Consider the following 14655-nt stretch of genomic DNA (forward strand, 5'->3'; position numbering starts at 1 on the left):
GGCCTAGAAGGCGTAGCTGCCGCCCTTCTCGTACACCTTGAGGATGCGCTGGGCCGTGCGGCTGATGTGCACCTCGTCGGGGCCGTCGTAGATCCGGCCGGCCCTGGCGTGGCGGTACATGCGGTCCAGCGGGGTGTCCCCGGTCAGGCCCTCGGCCCCGTGCACCTGGATCGCCCGGTCGATGACGTTGTGCAGCATCCGCGCGCCCGCGACCTTGATCGCGCCGATCTCCACCCGCGCCTGGCCGCCCGCGTCGATCTCGTGCGCGGCGTGCAGGGTGAGCAGGCGCGCGGCCTGGATCTCGGTGTAGGAGTCGAAGACGTGCTGCTGGAGGAGCTGCTTGTCGGCGAGCGGCCCGCCGAAGGCCTCGCGGGCGTGCAGCCTGCGGCACAGCAGGTCGAACGCGCGCTGGGCCTGGCCGAGCCACCGCATGCAGTGGAAGATCCGGCCCGGGCCGAGGCGCTCCTGGGCGATGACGAAGCCGTGCCCGCGGGGCCCGAGGAGGTTCTCCTCCGGGACGCGCACGTCGTCGTAGACGACCTCCATGTGGCCGCCGTCGAGGCCGAGGACGGGGGTGTCCCGGATGATCGTGTACCCGGGGGTGTCCGTGGGCACGAGGATCATGCTGAACGACAGGTACGGGCTCGCGTCCGTCTCGGTCCGGCACATGACCGTCGTGTAGGCGGCCCGGTCCGCGCCGGTGGTGAACCACTTCCGGCCGCGGATGACCCACTGCCCGTCGACGAGTTCGGCGGTCGTGCTGAGCTGGGTGGGGTCGGAGCTGGAGAGGCCGGGCTCCGTCATGGCGAAGGACGGCCAGATGTCGGCCTGCACCAGGGGCGCGAGGAACCTTTCGCGCTGGCTGGGGGCCGCGTACTTGTGCAGCATGAGCGAGTCCTGGAGGGTGAACGTCCCCAGGGCGAGCTGGCCGAACTCGCTCCGGCCCTGGACCTCGTTGATGTACACGTAGTCCAGGAAGGGCAGGCCGCCTCCGCCGATCTCCTTGGGGTGCCCCAGCGCCCACAGCCCTTCGGCCTTGGCCTCCTGCTGGAGCTTGCGCAGCAGGTCCTTGTCGCCCGCGTGCAGGGCCTCCTCGGCGGGTTCCACCCGCTCGGTCATGAACGCATAGACGGCATCGCGCAGGGGGCGGACGGATGCCGGGATCTCGAAGCTCATGGACTTCGCCCTTCGTTCGACTAGAATCGCATTCTGTCTTGTGAAGGGAAGCCCGCGCCATGCCCCTGCCGCACGATGTGCCGACCGCCGCGCAACTCGTGGAGTCGGTCCGTGAGTTCCTGGAACGGGACGTCCTGCCGTCCGCCTCCGGCCGCCTGCGCTTCCACACCCTGGTCGCCGCGAACGTCCTCGGGATGGTCGAGCGGGAGCTCGCCGAAGGGCCGGGGCACGAGGCCGAGCACCGGGACCGGCTGGCCCGCCTCGGCTTCGCCGACGACGCGGCGCTCGCCGGGGCGATCCGTGACGGCGACCTCGACGACCGCTTCGACGAGGTGCGCGGGGAGTTGCTGGACACGGTCCGCGCCAAGCTCGAAGTGGCCAACCCGGGTTATGCCGCCGCGGCGGCGGGGGATATAAGTAAGCGGTGACTTATACCGTGGAGGCGGCCTTCCCGACCTCGCCCGAGGGCCGCTTCGAGCGGCGTCCCGTGGAGCTGCGCGAGCCCGGACCCGAAGAGGTGCTGGTCCGGCTCGTCGCCTCCGGCGTCTGCCACACCGACCTCGTGACCGCGGCCCACCCCGTGGTGCCGGGCCAGATCCTCGGTCACGAGGGCGCGGGCGTCGTCGAGGCGGTGGGGGACGCCGTCAGCGGCGTCGAAGCCGGCGACCATGTCGTCCTCAGCTACTCCTGGTGCGGGGCGTGCCCCGCCTGCGAGAACGGCAGGATGGCGTACTGCGCCGACTTCCTCCGGCTCAACTACCTCGGGGAAAGGCTCCTCGGCCAGGGCTCGTTCGCCACGTTCACCGTGACGACCGAGCGCAACGTCATCCGCGTCCCCGACGACCTCCCGCTGGAACTCCTCGCCCCGCTGGGGTGCGGCGTCCAGACGGGCGCGGGAGCCGTCCTCAACGTCCTGCGCCCGGAGCCGGGGTCCTCCCTCGCGGTGTTCGCGCTCGGCGCCGTCGGGCTGAGCGCCGTCATGGCGGCCCGGATCGCGGGCTGCGAGCGGATCGTGGCGGTCGACCCCAACCCGTCCCGCCGCGCGCTGGCCCTGGAGCTGGGCGCGACGGAAGCCGTCGACCCCTCCGAGGCCCCGTTCAACGCGATGGACCACGCCGTCGAGTGCATCGGCTATCCGGACGTCGTCCGCGCGGCCGTCAAGTCCCTGGCGGCCCCCGGCCAGTGCGTCACCGTCGGCTTCCAGGGCCAGAAGAACCCCGTCGAACTCGACCAGCGCCACCTCATGAACGGCCGCGGCATCCGCGGCTCCATCGAGGGCGACGCCATCCCCCAGCGCTTCATCCCCGAACTCATCGAGCACCACCGCAAGGGCCGCCTCCCCCTGGAACGCCTGATCACCACCTTCGCCTTCGCCGACATCGACGCCGCCGTGACCGCCGCCAAGACCGGCAAGGCCATCAAGCCGGTCCTCATCTTCTGACGGCCGGGAACGCGGTGCGGTCAGGTGCCGGCCTCTTCGGCGGTGGCGGCCTGGACGCGGGCCTCGATGTCGGCCTGGCCGGCGTTCATGTGGCCTTCGATGACGATGCGGACGGCCTCGTCGGGGTCGTCGGTGAGGTGGAGGAGGGCGGGGTCGTCGGGCGAGATCAGGCCCTCGGCCTGGAGGGTGCCGGTGATCCAGTCGAGGAGGGGCTGCCAGAACGAGACGCCCATCAGGACGATCGGGAACCTCGTGATCTTCCGGGTCTGGACGAGGGTGATCGCCTCGAACAACTCGTCCAGGGTGCCGAACCCACCGGGAAGCACCACGAAGGCCTGCGAGTACTTGACGAACATGGTCTTGCGCACGAAGAAATAGCGGAACTGCATGCCGAGGTCCACGAATGCGTTCATGCCCTGCTCGAAGGGCAGCTCGATGCCGAGGCCGACGGAGAGGCCGTGCGGGTCGGCGCCCTTGTTGGCGGCCTCCATGATGCCGGGGCCGCCACCGGTGATCACCGCGTAGCCCGCTGCGGCGAGGCGGCCGCCGACCTCCGTGGCGAGCTCGTAGTAGGGGCTGCCCGGCTTGATCCGCGCCGAACCGAACACGCTGACGGCCCTGCCGAGTTCGGCGAGCAGCCCGAATCCCTCCACGAACTCCGCCTGGATGCGCAGGACGCGCCACGGGTCCTTGTGCAGCCATTCGGCGGATCCGCGCTCGTCGAGCAGGCGCTGATCATGCGTGGTCGACGGGCGTGCCCGGCCCCGCAGCGTCGCGGGACCACGGCGGTGAGAAGTCTCGTCCATGCACTTCACCGTAATGCCCGGGGGCGTCCGAACCGTGTCCCCGCCCAGAGGCGTCGAAGTCCGGGAAGCGAAGTAAGCTCAATGCACATGGATCTCTCGCAGGACGTCACCTCCCTGGTCAGGGCCCTCGTCGACACTCCGTCAGAGAGCGGGTCCGAGCGCGCGCTGACCGACGCGATCGAGGCCGGGCTGCGCGCCCACGCCCATCTGGAGGTCGTCCGCGACGGGGACACGCTCGTGGCCCGCACCCACTTCGGGCGCGCGGAGCGGATCGTGCTCGCCGGTCACATCGACACCGTCCCGGCGAACGGCAACCTCCCGTCCCGGCTGGACGGCGACACCCTGTGGGGCCTGGGGAGCTGCGACATGAAGGGCGGCCTCGCCGTCCTGCTGCACCTCGCCGCGACCCTGCCGGAACCCACGCGTGACATTACGTTCCTGGCGTACGAGTGCGAAGAGGTCAGTGCCGACCGCAACGGGCTGAAGCGCCTCGCCGAGACCCGTCCCGAACTGCTCGCGGCGGACTTCGCGGTGCTCATGGAGCCGACCGACGGCGAGGTGGAGGGCGGTTGCCAGGGCACCGTCACCGTCGACGTGACGGCCAGGGGAGCCCGCGCGCACACGGCCCGCTCGTGGATGGGCGAGAACGCGATCCACAAGATGAAGCCCCTGCTCGACCTGCTGAGCGCCTACGAGCCCCGGCGGCCCGTGGTCGACGGCATCACCTACCACGAGGGCCTGAACGCGGTCTTCGCCTCCGGCGGCGTCGCCCGCAACGTCGTCCCGGACGCCTGCACGATCTCGGTCAACCACCGGTACGCGCCCGACCGGAACCTCGCCGAGGCCGAGGCCCATCTGCGCGAGCTGTTCGCCGGATACGAGGTCGAGGTCGTCGACGCGAGCGAGGCGGCCAGGCCCGGGCTCCAGGATCCGGCCGCACGGGCGTTCGTCCGGTCCGTCACCGATGTCGAGCTGGAGCACGCGGTCGAGCTCGGGAAGGTCAGGGCCAAACTGGGCTGGACCGACGTCTCGCTCTTCTCCGGCCTCGGCGTGCCCGCGGTGAACTTCGGCCCGGGCGAGCCGACCCTCGCCCACCACAAGGACGAGCGGGTGTCCCTGGAGTCCGTCGCGGCCTGCGAGAAGCGGCTGCGCTCCTGGCTTTCCGGAGGCTGAGATGCGCTGGCGCGCCCTGGCCGGTCTGCTCGCGGTGGCCCTGGTCGCGGCCATCGGCTACGGCGGCTACCGCCTGTTCATGAACGCGCACACCGCCCTGCTGGGCGACGGCTGCCGGATCACCGCGCCCACGGGCGAGGTGCAGCTCAGCCTCGGCCAGGCCGCCAACGCGGCGACCATCGCGGGCGTCGCGCACCGCAAGGACCTGCCCCGGCGGGCCGTGGTGATCGCGTACGCGACCGCCGAGCAGGAGTCGCACATCGAGAACCTCGCCTACGGCGACCGCGACTCCGTCGGCATCTTCCAGCAGCGGCCGTCGCAGGGCTGGGGCAGCGCCGACCAGCTCCAGGACCCGGTCTACTCCTCGCGCAAGTTCTTCGACGCGCTGGAGAAGGTCGACGGCTACGCCAAGAAGGACCTGCACGAGGCCGCCCAGGAGGTCCAGCGCAGCTTCGACGGCAGCCTGTACGCCCAGCACGAGCCGATGGCCGAGATCCTCGCGGCGGGCTTCACCGGTGAGAAGGGCGGCGAGGTCACCTGCTGGTTCCGCCCCGACGAGGCGGTGAAGGCGGACCCGAAGAAGGCGTTCACCGAACTGGGCCGTACCTACGGCGACAAGGTGCGCGCCGAGGACGGGGCCGTCAGCGTCCCCGAAGGAACGGGGAAGGCCGCCACCGGCAGGTCCCTGGCCGCCTGGGCGGTCACCCACGCCGAGACCTACGGCCTCACCGAGGTCCGCCACGCGGGCCGCAGGTGGACCGCGGAAACCGGCCACGACGGCTGGGCCGACGACACCGAGGCCCCGAAGGACCGCGTTCTCGTCCGCTGACGATATGGGCCCGAATCACCTACGATCGCCGGACCGCCTCACGCGGAATACAACGGGGCCCGCGGCCGTCTCACAGAGGCGGACCGGCGTTCGGGCCCTGTGGCTCCGGCGGCCGTAGCCTTGCGCGAGAGAATTCCGATCTTGAGGAGCCCCATGAGCACCGGCACCGACGCCATGTCCGCCGACCGGCATCTGTACCGCATCACCGGCGGCATGCCGTTGAAGGGCGAGGTGAAGGTCTCCGGCGCGAAGAACGCGATCACCAAGCAGATGGTGGCCGCGCTGCTGACCGAGGAACCGGTCAGGATCGCGAACGTGCCGCGCATCGTCGAGGTCGACCTGGTCGTCGGGATGCTCCAGCAGCTCGGGGCCACCGTCGACTGGACCGGACGGCACGAGATCCGGGTGGAGGCGGGCACCATCGCCGACTCCGGGCTGGCCGAGCGGTACACCGGCGCCAACCGGATCCCGATCCTGATGATGGGGCCGCTGCTGCACCGGGTCGGGGAGGCGGTGATCCCGCTGCCGGGCGGGTGCCAGATCGGCAAGCGCCCGATCGACTACCACCTCGACGCGCTCCGGCAGATGGGCGCCGAGGTGATCGAGCAGCCCACCGCCGTCCACGTGCGCACCACGGGCCTGGTCGGCGCGCACATCGAACTGGCCTTCCCGAGCGTGGGCGCGACCGAGAACATCGTCCTCGCCGCGGTGCTGGCCCGGGGCACCACCGTGATCCACAACGCGGCGATCGAGCCCGAGATCATCGACACGATCCTCATGCTCCAGAAGATGGGCGCGCTCATCGAGGTGCAGACCGACCGGCGCATCGTCATCGAGGGCGTCAAGCGCCTGCGCGGCACCGGGCACACCGCGATCACCGACCGGGTGGAGGCCGCGTCGTTCGCCGCGGCGGCCGTGGCGACCGGCGGCAGCGTCGAGGTCATCGGTGCCCGCCAGACCGACCTCACCGGGCTGATCAACTCCCTGCACCGGATCGGCGGCGGTTTCGCCGAGACCCCGCGCGGCCTCGCCTTCTACCGGGCCAGGGACCTCACCGCGGCCAACATCCGCACCGACGTGCACCCCGGCCTTCTCACCGACTGGCAGCAGCCGCTGGTCCTCCTGCTGACCCAGGCCAAGGGCGCCAGCATCGTCCACGAGACGATCTACGAGGACCGCTTCGGCTACACCGAGCAGCTCAGGCAGATGGGCGCGCGGATCGAGCTGAACACCGCGTGCCTGGTCGGGGACTCCTGCCGGTTCGCCAACCGCGACCACGCGCACTCCGCGGTGGTGAACGGGCCGACCCCGCTGACCGGCCGCGACCTGGAGATCCCCGACCTGCGCGCGGGTTTCGCCTTCGTGCTCGCGGCGCTGGTGGCCGAGGGGACCAGCACCATCTCCGGGACCCGCTACCTGGAGCGCGGCTACGAGGACCCGGTCGGCAAGCTCACCGCCATGGGCGGCCAGGTCGAGACCGCGCCCGTCGGCTGAGCCGCGCCCGTCGGCGGCTACGAGGCGGTCAGCCGGCCGCCGTCGAGGGTGTGCACGGTGTCGGCCCGGCGGGCCAGCGACAGGTCGTGGGTGACGAGGATGAGGGCGCGGCCGTCCTCGCGCGCGGTGCGGAACAGGAGGTCCATGACCTGGTCCGCGGTGACGGGGTCGAGGGCGCCGGTCGGTTCGTCGGCGAGGATCAGCCGGGGATCGCGGATGAGGGCGCGGGCGATCGCGACCCGCTGCTGCTCGCCGCCGGACAGCTCCGACACCTTGGAGTGCAGCCGGTCCTGGAGGCCGACCCGGGTGAGGGCCTCCTCGGCCAGGCGTCGACGTTCCCGCAGCGCCCGGCCGCCCTCGTAGAGGAGCGGCACGGCGACCTGCTGAAGGGCGGTCCGCCCGGACAGCAGGTTCAGCTGCTGGAAGACGAACCCGATCGTCTTTCCGCGCAGGGACGCGCGGCCGCGCTCCGGCAGGGCCGTGGCGTTCGTGCCGAACACGCTGATGCTGCCGTCGTCCGGCTGGTCGAGCAGGCCGAGGATGTTGAGCAGGGTCGACTTCCCGGCGCCCGACAGGCCCACGATCGAGGCGATCCCGCCGCTGGGCACGGTCAGCCGGATGTCGTCGAGCACGGTGATCGGATCGGGTTTCCCGCGGATCTTGAACCGCTTCGAGACGCCGGTGACCTCGACGGCCGGTGTCGTGGGAGGGGCCGCCCCGGCGACTTTCACGTCCGGCCGGGTCACGGCATGATCACCATCGGCTCGCCCTGTCCGCCGTTCTCGCCCAGGTTCGGTCCGTTCGAGTCCGGGCCGGAGAATGCGGCGTCCTCGGGCGCCCGGTCGAGGATCCGCTCGCCGACCTCGAGGCCCTCCCGGATCTCCACCTTCTCGCCGTCGTTGAGGCCGAGCTTCACCTTGCGCCGCTCCTGCTTCCCGTCCTGCACGACGGTCACGTATCCGGTGCCGTTCTGCCCGAGGACGGCCGAGAGCGGGACGACCGGGACGCCGGCGGCCTTGTCGGTGAGGATCGACATCTTGCCGGGCAGCCCGGCGAACACCCGCTTGCCGAGCGGGATCCGGCACGTCACCTTGACCTCGGCGCCGCCGTCACCGCCGTCACCGCCGGTGCCCGCGCCGTAGTCCAGGAGCCTGCAGTCGAACGGCGCCGGGCCGTGGTCTATCTGGAGCTTGATCGACCTCGGCTTGTTGTACAGCTTGTAGACGTTCTTGCTCTCGACGTTCGCGACGGCCCGGAAGAGTCCCTTGTCGACGGTGAAGGCCGGGTCGCCCGGCGAGACCGGGGTCCCCACGTGCGCGTTGACCGAGCGGATCTTGCCCGCCGCGGGCGCGCTCAGATACAGCGTCTGCGGCTTCGGCGGCTTCTTCTTGGGGTCGGACTGCGGCGGCTGGTACTTGAAGGACAACAGGGTCTGCCCCTTCACCACGCTGTCACCGGCCTTGACGTAGACCTTGGTGACCTCGCCGCCCTTCTCCGGCCGGACCCCGACCGCGGGGTCGGCCTGGACGGTGGCGTCGAGGACGAGCCGGGAGACGATGGTGCCCTCGTCGACCTTGATCACGCGGGGCGAGAAGTCGGCTTCGGGGATCCGCTCCGCGACGGGCTCGGGCGCGGCGGCGCCGTTGCCGGCGAGGTAGCCGGTGGCCCCGACCACCCCGGCGACGACGAGCAGGATGGCCGCCTTGCCGGCCCGGTTGACCCAGATTCCCATGAGATCTCCTTAAGCCCGGATCGCCCGGATGACGGACTTCTGCATCGCGCGCCAGGCGGGGATGAGCCCGGTGAAGAGCCCCACGCAGACCGCGACGCCGAGCCCGAGCTGGGCGGCCTCCCAGGGGAAGGACGTGTCGATCGAGGCCACGCCGGGCAGTTGCCGCCGCAGCACGAAATCCGCGGCTCTCCCGGTGACGACGAACGCGCCGAGCACACCGACGAGTCCCGCGGCGGTACAGGTGATCAGCGCTTCCAGGAGCACTGTGAAGAAGAGGTCGGGACCGGTCGCGCCGAAGCACCGGTGCACGCCGAACTCGCTGCGGCGCTGCCGCACCGCGAAAATGCCGAGGGCGATGACCGGAAGCGAGCCGAGCAACAGCATTCCGAGTGCCGCGCCGTACATGATCAGGCGCAGGCTCCTGCCGATCTGCCCGAAGTCCCCGAACTGCGGGCTGACCGATACGCCCATGACCCCGGTCCAGTGCTTCGCGTCTTCCCGGATCTGCTTTCCGGTCCGCTTCGCCGTCTCGGGCGGCACTCTCATGACGAATTCCGAGTACATGATCGGCAGGCCGAGGCCGATGACGGATTCCGCGGGCAGATACACCTGAGGGACGCTGCCCGTCTGTTCCCCGCCGGGGCCCCATTCCTGGCCGATGTCCAGGACGCCGACGATGCGCGCGCGGGTCCAGTGTCCGCCGGTGGCGATCTGGAGCGTCGTGTCGAGGGCGGTCGCGCGGGGGATGCCCGCCGTCCTGAGAAAGCCCTGGCTGACCACGAGGCTCGGTTCGAGTCGCAGGTCGTCGGTCTCCGTCAGCCACCGGCCGCCGATGATCTTCAGTGCGCGGATGTCGGCGAGACTGCTGTCGGCGCCGTTGATCATGAACTGAGGAGGGGAGTTCCGGCCTTGGGTGGACAGCACCTCACCCGACGGGGTCCGCACCGTGGTGTCGATGGAGGCGATGGGAGAGGCGGTTATCTTGTACCTCGCGAAGGCGTTCTGCACCTCGGTGAAGCTCTCGACGCTGACGCCGGCGCCTTCCTCGATCTGCTTGAATTCGACCGAAACGCTCATGGTCCCGGGCCGTCCGGCCTGCTGCTCGAAGAATTGCCGGGCCATCTGCTGGGTGAGGTAGGAAATAGCCGCGGCGATGGTCACCGTGCCGACGAGGCAGGCCACACAGAACGTCGACAGGATCACCCTGACCTTGCCCACGCGTATCTCCGCGAATGCGGAGAGTACGAGTCCCCAGATTGGCATGCGACCTCGATGATCACCGGAAGTGCGGCCGCTCACTCTACCCAGATCCGCCCTATGTCCAGCATTACGTGATGTTTCTGTGACTGGAGCCCCGTCTTAATGCGAATTCTCCGGGCGCGGCCGGAAAGCGCTAAAGGACCCTCGCGGGGAGGGTCCTGGAAGAAGCGCGCGGTGGGCGGAGGCGGAGGTCAGGAGCGGGTCAGGCGAGCGAAGGTGACGCGGGCCCAGAGGTAGCCGACGAGGGCGAGGCCCAGGCACCAGGCGAGGGCGGCGTAGGCGTCCGAGCCGATGGGGGTGCCGAGGAGGAGGCCGCGCAGCGTCTCGGTGATGGGCGTGAAGGGCTGGTGCTCGGCGAACCAGCGAAGGCCGGACGGCATGGACTCCGGCGTGACGACGGCGCTGCCGAGGAACGGGAGGAAGGTCAGCGGTGTGGGGGCGTTGCTCGCGGCCTCAGGGGTCTTCGCGCGCAGCCCCAGAGCGGCCGACAGCCAGCTCAGGCCGAAGGCGGTGAGGAACAGGAGGCCCAGGGCGGCGAGCCATTCGATGGGCGAGGCGTCGGGCCGGAAGCCGGTGGCGAAGGCGATGCCGAAGATCAGCACGAGGATGAAGGCGACCTGGATCATGTTGCCCGCCACGTGCCCCGTCACCACCGAGCCGGGGGAGACGGGCATGCTGCGGAAGCGTTGGACGATGCCCTCGGTCAGGTCGGTGCACACCGCGACCGCGGTGGAGATCGTGCCGGTGGCCACCGCCATGAGCAGGATGCCCGGGATCACGTAGTTCACGTAGTCGGCGCGGGGGCCGGACAGGCCGATGCCGGGGCCGATCGCCCCGCCGAAGACGTAGACGAACAGCAGGAGGAACAGCACGGGCATGATGACGATGGAGATCGTCATGGACGGGTAGCGCTGCTGGTGGCGCAGGTCGCGGCGCAGCATCGTCAGGGAGTCGCGCAGGGCGTGGGCGGTGCTCATCGGGAGGTCTCCAAGGTCGCGTTTCCGGTGAGGGCGAAGAAGACGTCGTCCAGGTCGGGCGTATGGACGGTCAAGGAGTCGGGTTCCAGGGAGGCGCCGTTCAGGGCGTCGATGACGGCGCGGAGCATGGCGATGTCGCCGTCGCCGGGTACGCGCAGGGTGAGGGCGTCGGAGTCGGGGACCGAAGCGGGGAAGAGCGCCCCGGCGGAGGCGAGGGCGCGCTCGTCGGGGAGGCGCAGGAGGACATGGCCGCCCGGGATGCGCCGCTTCAGTTCGGCGGGGGTGCCCTCGGCGACGATCCGGCCGCCGTCCAGCACGGCCACCCGGTCGGCGAGGCGGTCGGCCTCGTCCAGGTACTGGGTCGTCAGCAGGATGGTGACGCCGTCGGCCACCAGGTCCCGGATGATGTCCCACAGGGTGTGCCTGCTGCGCGGGTCGAGGCCGGTCGTGGGCTCGTCGAGGAAGATGACGCGGGGCTCCCCGACGAGCGTCATCGCGAGGTCGAGGCGGCGGCGCAGGCCGCCGGAGAACGTCGCCGCGGTCTCGCGGGCGCGGCCGGTCAGCTCGAACCTCTCCAGCAGGTGGGCCGCGCGGCGGCGGCCCTCCCGCTTGGGCAGGTGGTGCAGGTCCGCCATGAGGAAGAGGTTCTCCTCGGCGGTGAGCAGGCCGTCGAGCGCGGCGAACTGGCCGGTCAGGCCGATCGCGGCGCGGACCGCCTCGGGCGCGGTGGCCAGGTCGTGCCCGGCGATGCGCGCGGTGCCGGCGTCGGGCCGCAGCAGCGTCGACAGGATGCGCACCGCGGTCGTCTTGCCCGCGCCGTTGGCGCCGAGCAGGGCCAGCACGCTGCCTTCCGCGGCGTGCAGGTCGACCCCGTCCAGCACGGTCTTGCCGCCGAGCGCCTTGCGCAGCCCGATGGCTGAGATAGCGGCTGAGTCCGTCATCACCACTCCTTCTTGCACAGTGTTCAAGTCCCTGTGTTGAACACTGTAAAAGAAACTTGAACGCTGTGCAAGAGGAAGATTGAACAGTGTGCAATACGCTGTCCCCATGCCCCGCGAGACCTTGACCAGAGAGCAGATCGTCCAGGCCGCCGTCACCCTGCTCGACGAGGCGGGCATCGACGGCCTCAGCATGCGCAAGCTGGGCCAGCGCCTCGGCTCGGCCGCGACCGCGATGTACTGGCACGTCGGCAGCAAGGAGAACCTCGTCTCCCTGGCGTGCGACCGGGTCTGGAGCGAGGTCGGCGCCCATGACCCCGCGGAGCTCGGCTGGCGCGAGGCGGCGCGGCGGCATGCCCGCGACACCTACGAGACCCTGCGCGGCCACACCTGGGTCATCGCCGCGACGGGCGCCTATTTCGTGTACGGCCACGGCATGGCCCGCGTCCAGGACGCCAGCTACGCGATCTACGAGGCGGCGGGCTTCACGGGCTGGGACCTGGACTGGGCGGTGAACGCCGCGTCCACCTTCGCCGGGGGCGCCGCCCTCTCCGACGCGTCGCTGGACCCCGTCAAGCAGCGCGGGGACACCGCGGCCATGCGCGAGGCGCTCGCCGAGGCAGGGGAGATCGCGGCCTCCTACCCCCGCCTGCGCGCCCGGCTGGAGCAGCAGGCCGGGGTCGACGAGGCGGTGTTCGTGGAGGAGAAGTTCGACTTCGGCCTCGAGATCATCCTCGACGGCCTCGAAGCCCGCCTGCGCGCGCGCTGAGGGTCCTCTCCTTCGGCCCGCCGTACGCCCGGACCGCGTCGGGGGTCAAAGCGCGGACTGGAAACCGCCGGGCTTCGGGCAAGGTCGCCCCGGGGACGGCGTCCCGACCCGCCTTTCGGGCGAATACCCAGAAAAAGGGCTATTCGCGACAGAGGGGGACGTCATGCAGAAATGGCAGGCCATCGGCGCGGGCGCCGCGCTCGTCCTGGGACTCGGCCTCACGGCGGTGACGGCGCCCCCGGCGTCGGCGGCGCCCGGCGGGCTCACCGCCGAACCGTTCGGCCCCGCCTGCGCGTCCATCCCGGCGACCGGACCGGGCAGCCTCGCCACGATGGCGACCCAGCCCGTCGCGACGGCCGTGGCCTCCCTGCCGTTCCTGTCGACGCTGAACACCGCGATCCAGACCGCAGGGCTCACCACCACCCTCAACGCCGCCCCCGCGCTCACCGTCTTCGCCCCGACGAACGACGCGTTCGCGGCGATCCCGCAGGCCGAGCGGGACCAGCTCCTGACCGACCAGGCGGCCCTGGCCAAGACCCTCAACTACCACGTCGTCAACGGCCAGAAGACGACCGCCGACCTCCAGAACGCCACCCTCATCACCCTGGAGGGCAGCCCCGTCATCGTCCGGGGCAGCAACTACGACTACATGGTCAACGGCTCGAAGATCACCTGCGGCGGCATCCAGACCGCGAACGCCACCGTCTACGTCATCGACTCCGTCCTGGTCCCGCCCCAGACCTGACCCCTCCCTCGAACACGCGCGGCCCGGCCTCGCCCCGGGCCGCGCGTCCATGTCCGCCCACAGAGTTCGCCGCGTGCGCGCGCAGGTCCGAAAGCAGGGACGGGATCACAGATTCCTCGCTCAGGGCGACGCCCCTGGCCCGCATCACTTCCTGCAGCTCGGGGTCCCAGGGAGTCTCCTGTGCGCCGCCCTTGAGCGGCGGCCTGGAAACGGACCGCTCGGCGTCCGCGAGCCCTTGGAGGTAGTCCGTCGAGGACATCCGCCAAGGCGCCGCACCATGACGCGAGACCAGAGCCGCCGTCATCCGGATGCCAGGCCAGTCGAAATCCCCGTGGTAACGCAAAGAACCTCCGCAGAGGGCGATCCGTTCGGCGAGCTCGAGGAAGGCGACGGACGGCTGCCCTTCGGCGCAGACCAGGGGCGGGCAGGCCGGTCCCAGCTCTCTGGCCGCGCCGCCCAGGACCGAAGGGTTCTCGCACACGTGCACCACCGTGGCGTCAGGGCTGACGGGATGGCGGACCAGCTGGTCGAGGGTGACCCGCAGCGCGGTGCCGTGCCGGGCACCGCTCGTCATCCATTCGCCGAGGGCCTCGCCCCGCGCGGGCAGGTTGAGCACGAGCACGGTGCTGCTGTAGGCGTTCTCGGCGACGCCGAACCGCTCCCACAGGTCGCGCCGATCCTCCGCCGAATCGGGGGCCGCCGAACCGGCCCGGAAGGCGAGCGCGGCCAGCACGAGCCCGGAAAGCGGCCGGCCGGAGTCCAGCGCGTGGGCGTCGCCGGTCGCCTTGTCCGCGAGCTCGGGCAGGGTCGTCGCGTTGCCGTCGAGGAGCTCCAGGACGCGCACGGCGCGGGCCAGCCTGTCGGGGCGGCCCAAGAGCCGGGTGAGGGTTCCGTTGGACGTCGCGCGCAGTTCGCCGACCCAGGCGCGGTACCAGGCATGGGACGTCAGCTCGGTGGCTTCGGCGGTCGCGAGCAGCGCCGCGCGGGCCCCGGCCGCGGTGGCGGCCTCCGCACGGCGGTCGCGCAGGGGCCTGCCGTGCAGCTCGACCAAGACGTCGCCGAGCGCCATCCCCGTCCTGGCCCGGACCGCCGCGTCCAGTTCGCTCATCCGTACGCGGGCCGTCGCCCCCACCCGGAACCTCGGCAACGGACCGAGCAGCCCGACGAGCTCCCTGTGCGCCTCGGGAGAGGCGATCTCGACGGAGAGCGAGGCATGGCCGGACTCCAGGCGCTTCCTGGCCAGGGCGAACAGGTCGGCCAGGGTGGGGCGGCGCAGGCTGGAGAGCGAGTCGTTCTGCACGGCGGCCTTCCTCGG

Annotated in this window: 15 protein-coding genes; 7 read left to right on the forward strand and 8 right to left on the reverse strand. The window is 71.0% G+C overall.

What is annotated here, in order from left to right:
- Window positions 1–3: 3 nt before the first annotated feature.
- Window positions 4–1176 carry an acyl-CoA dehydrogenase family protein gene (locus tag EDD29_RS02475; RefSeq protein WP_123661971.1) on the reverse strand — a complete coding sequence of 391 codons (1173 nt, stop codon included), beginning with the start codon at window positions 1174–1176 and terminating at the stop codon, window positions 4–6.
- Between the two features lie 59 nt (window positions 1177–1235).
- On the opposite strand from EDD29_RS02475, the gene EDD29_RS02480 reads away from it, so the two are divergent.
- Complete coding sequence (locus EDD29_RS02480; protein ID WP_123661972.1) at window positions 1236–1604, forward strand: DUF6285 domain-containing protein; 369 nt, start codon at window positions 1236–1238, stop codon at window positions 1602–1604.
- Window positions 1601–2617 (forward strand): NAD(P)-dependent alcohol dehydrogenase, encoded by a 1017-nt coding sequence (locus EDD29_RS02485; protein WP_246052462.1) that lies wholly within the window; start codon window positions 1601–1603, stop codon window positions 2615–2617. Before EDD29_RS02480 ends, EDD29_RS02485 begins: the two co-directional genes overlap by 4 nt.
- 20 nt (window positions 2618–2637) lie before the next feature.
- On the opposite strand, the gene EDD29_RS02490 is transcribed toward EDD29_RS02485, so the two are convergent.
- Window positions 2638–3423 carry an LOG family protein gene (locus EDD29_RS02490; protein WP_123661974.1) on the reverse strand — a complete coding sequence of 262 codons (786 nt, stop codon included), beginning with the start codon at window positions 3421–3423 and terminating at the stop codon, window positions 2638–2640.
- A gap of 81 nt (window positions 3424–3504) precedes the next feature.
- Here EDD29_RS02490 and dapE point away from each other — a divergent pair, with 81 nt between their 5' ends.
- The 3 genes from dapE to murA all read left to right on the forward strand — a co-directional run bounded on the left by dapE (window position 3505) and on the right by murA (window position 6919).
- A complete protein-coding gene (dapE, locus tag EDD29_RS02495) occupies window positions 3505–4596 on the forward strand; it encodes a succinyl-diaminopimelate desuccinylase (protein ID WP_123661975.1) in 1092 nt (363 codons plus the stop codon).
- A gap of 1 nt (window position 4597) precedes the next feature.
- Window positions 4598–5425, forward strand: a complete 828-nt coding sequence (locus EDD29_RS02500) for a hypothetical protein (RefSeq protein ID WP_123661976.1) — start codon at window positions 4598–4600, stop codon at window positions 5423–5425.
- 153 nt (window positions 5426–5578) lie between these two features.
- Entirely contained in the window at window positions 5579–6919 is a 1341-nt protein-coding gene (murA, locus tag EDD29_RS02505; protein ID WP_123661977.1) for a UDP-N-acetylglucosamine 1-carboxyvinyltransferase, read from the forward strand.
- A 17-nt stretch (window positions 6920–6936) separates the two neighbouring features.
- Here the strand turns inward: murA and EDD29_RS02510 are convergent, their stop codons facing one another.
- The 5 genes from EDD29_RS02510 to EDD29_RS02530 all read right to left on the reverse strand — a co-directional run bounded on the left by EDD29_RS02510 (window position 6937) and on the right by EDD29_RS02530 (window position 11829).
- Window positions 6937–7665: an ABC transporter ATP-binding protein gene (locus EDD29_RS02510; RefSeq protein ID WP_123661978.1), complete on the reverse strand. Its 729-nt coding sequence runs from the start codon at window positions 7663–7665 to the stop codon at window positions 6937–6939.
- On the reverse strand, window positions 7662–8651 hold the full coding sequence (locus EDD29_RS02515; RefSeq protein ID WP_123661979.1) for an efflux RND transporter periplasmic adaptor subunit: 990 nt from the start codon (window positions 8649–8651) through the stop codon (window positions 7662–7664). The genes EDD29_RS02510 and EDD29_RS02515 overlap by 4 nt, the downstream gene beginning before the upstream one ends.
- A gap of 9 nt (window positions 8652–8660) precedes the next feature.
- Window positions 8661–9950 (reverse strand): ABC transporter permease, encoded by a 1290-nt coding sequence (locus tag EDD29_RS02520; RefSeq protein WP_148085857.1) that lies wholly within the window; start codon window positions 9948–9950, stop codon window positions 8661–8663.
- Window positions 9951–10102: 152 nt separating this feature from the next.
- Window positions 10103–10888 (reverse strand): ABC transporter permease, encoded by a 786-nt coding sequence (locus tag EDD29_RS02525; RefSeq protein ID WP_123661981.1) that lies wholly within the window; start codon window positions 10886–10888, stop codon window positions 10103–10105.
- A complete protein-coding gene (locus tag EDD29_RS02530) occupies window positions 10885–11829 on the reverse strand; it encodes an ATP-binding cassette domain-containing protein (protein ID WP_123661982.1) in 945 nt (314 codons plus the stop codon). Before EDD29_RS02530 ends, EDD29_RS02525 begins: the two co-directional genes overlap by 4 nt.
- Before the next feature lie 106 nt (window positions 11830–11935).
- On the opposite strand from EDD29_RS02530, the gene EDD29_RS02535 reads away from it, so the two are divergent.
- Complete coding sequence (locus tag EDD29_RS02535) at window positions 11936–12595, forward strand: TetR/AcrR family transcriptional regulator C-terminal domain-containing protein (RefSeq protein WP_123661983.1); 660 nt, start codon at window positions 11936–11938, stop codon at window positions 12593–12595.
- A 163-nt stretch (window positions 12596–12758) separates the two neighbouring features.
- Window positions 12759–13340, forward strand: a complete 582-nt coding sequence (locus EDD29_RS02540; protein ID WP_123661984.1) for a fasciclin domain-containing protein — start codon at window positions 12759–12761, stop codon at window positions 13338–13340.
- Here the strand turns inward: EDD29_RS02540 and EDD29_RS02545 are convergent.
- Window positions 13306–14640 carry a TIGR02679 family protein gene (locus EDD29_RS02545; protein WP_170201270.1) on the reverse strand — a complete coding sequence of 445 codons (1335 nt, stop codon included), beginning with the start codon at window positions 14638–14640 and terminating at the stop codon, window positions 13306–13308. The genes EDD29_RS02540 and EDD29_RS02545 overlap by 35 nt on opposite strands.
- Window positions 14641–14655 lie beyond the last annotated feature (15 nt).

It is taken from the genome of Actinocorallia herbida, assembly GCF_003751225.1.
Lineage (GTDB): Bacteria > Actinomycetota > Actinomycetes > Streptosporangiales > Streptosporangiaceae > Actinocorallia > Actinocorallia herbida.

Excerpts from the sequence above, each read along its gene's own strand:
- EDD29_RS02500 (WP_123661976.1), top strand. The coding sequence starts at position 4,598 with ATGCGCTGGCGCGCCCTGGCCGGTCTGCTCGCGGTGGCCCTGGTCGCG.
- murA (WP_123661977.1), top strand. The coding sequence starts at position 5,579 with ATGAGCACCGGCACCGACGCCATGTCCGCCGACCGGCATCTGTACCGC.
- dapE (WP_123661975.1), top strand. The coding sequence starts at position 3,505 with ATGCACATGGATCTCTCGCAGGACGTCACCTCCCTGGTCAGGGCCCTC.
- EDD29_RS02530 (WP_123661982.1), bottom strand. The coding sequence starts at position 11,829 with ATGACGGACTCAGCCGCTATCTCAGCCATCGGGCTGCGCAAGGCGCTC.
- EDD29_RS02475 (WP_123661971.1), bottom strand. The coding sequence starts at position 1,176 with ATGAGCTTCGAGATCCCGGCATCCGTCCGCCCCCTGCGCGATGCCGTC.
- EDD29_RS02480 (WP_123661972.1), top strand. The coding sequence starts at position 1,236 with ATGCCCCTGCCGCACGATGTGCCGACCGCCGCGCAACTCGTGGAGTCG.
- EDD29_RS02490 (WP_123661974.1), bottom strand. The coding sequence starts at position 3,423 with ATGGACGAGACTTCTCACCGCCGTGGTCCCGCGACGCTGCGGGGCCGG.
- EDD29_RS02540 (WP_123661984.1), top strand. The coding sequence starts at position 12,759 with ATGCAGAAATGGCAGGCCATCGGCGCGGGCGCCGCGCTCGTCCTGGGA.
- EDD29_RS02535 (WP_123661983.1), top strand. The coding sequence starts at position 11,936 with ATGCCCCGCGAGACCTTGACCAGAGAGCAGATCGTCCAGGCCGCCGTC.
- EDD29_RS02515 (WP_123661979.1), bottom strand. The coding sequence starts at position 8,651 with ATGGGAATCTGGGTCAACCGGGCCGGCAAGGCGGCCATCCTGCTCGTC.
- EDD29_RS02525 (WP_123661981.1), bottom strand. The coding sequence starts at position 10,888 with ATGAGCACCGCCCACGCCCTGCGCGACTCCCTGACGATGCTGCGCCGC.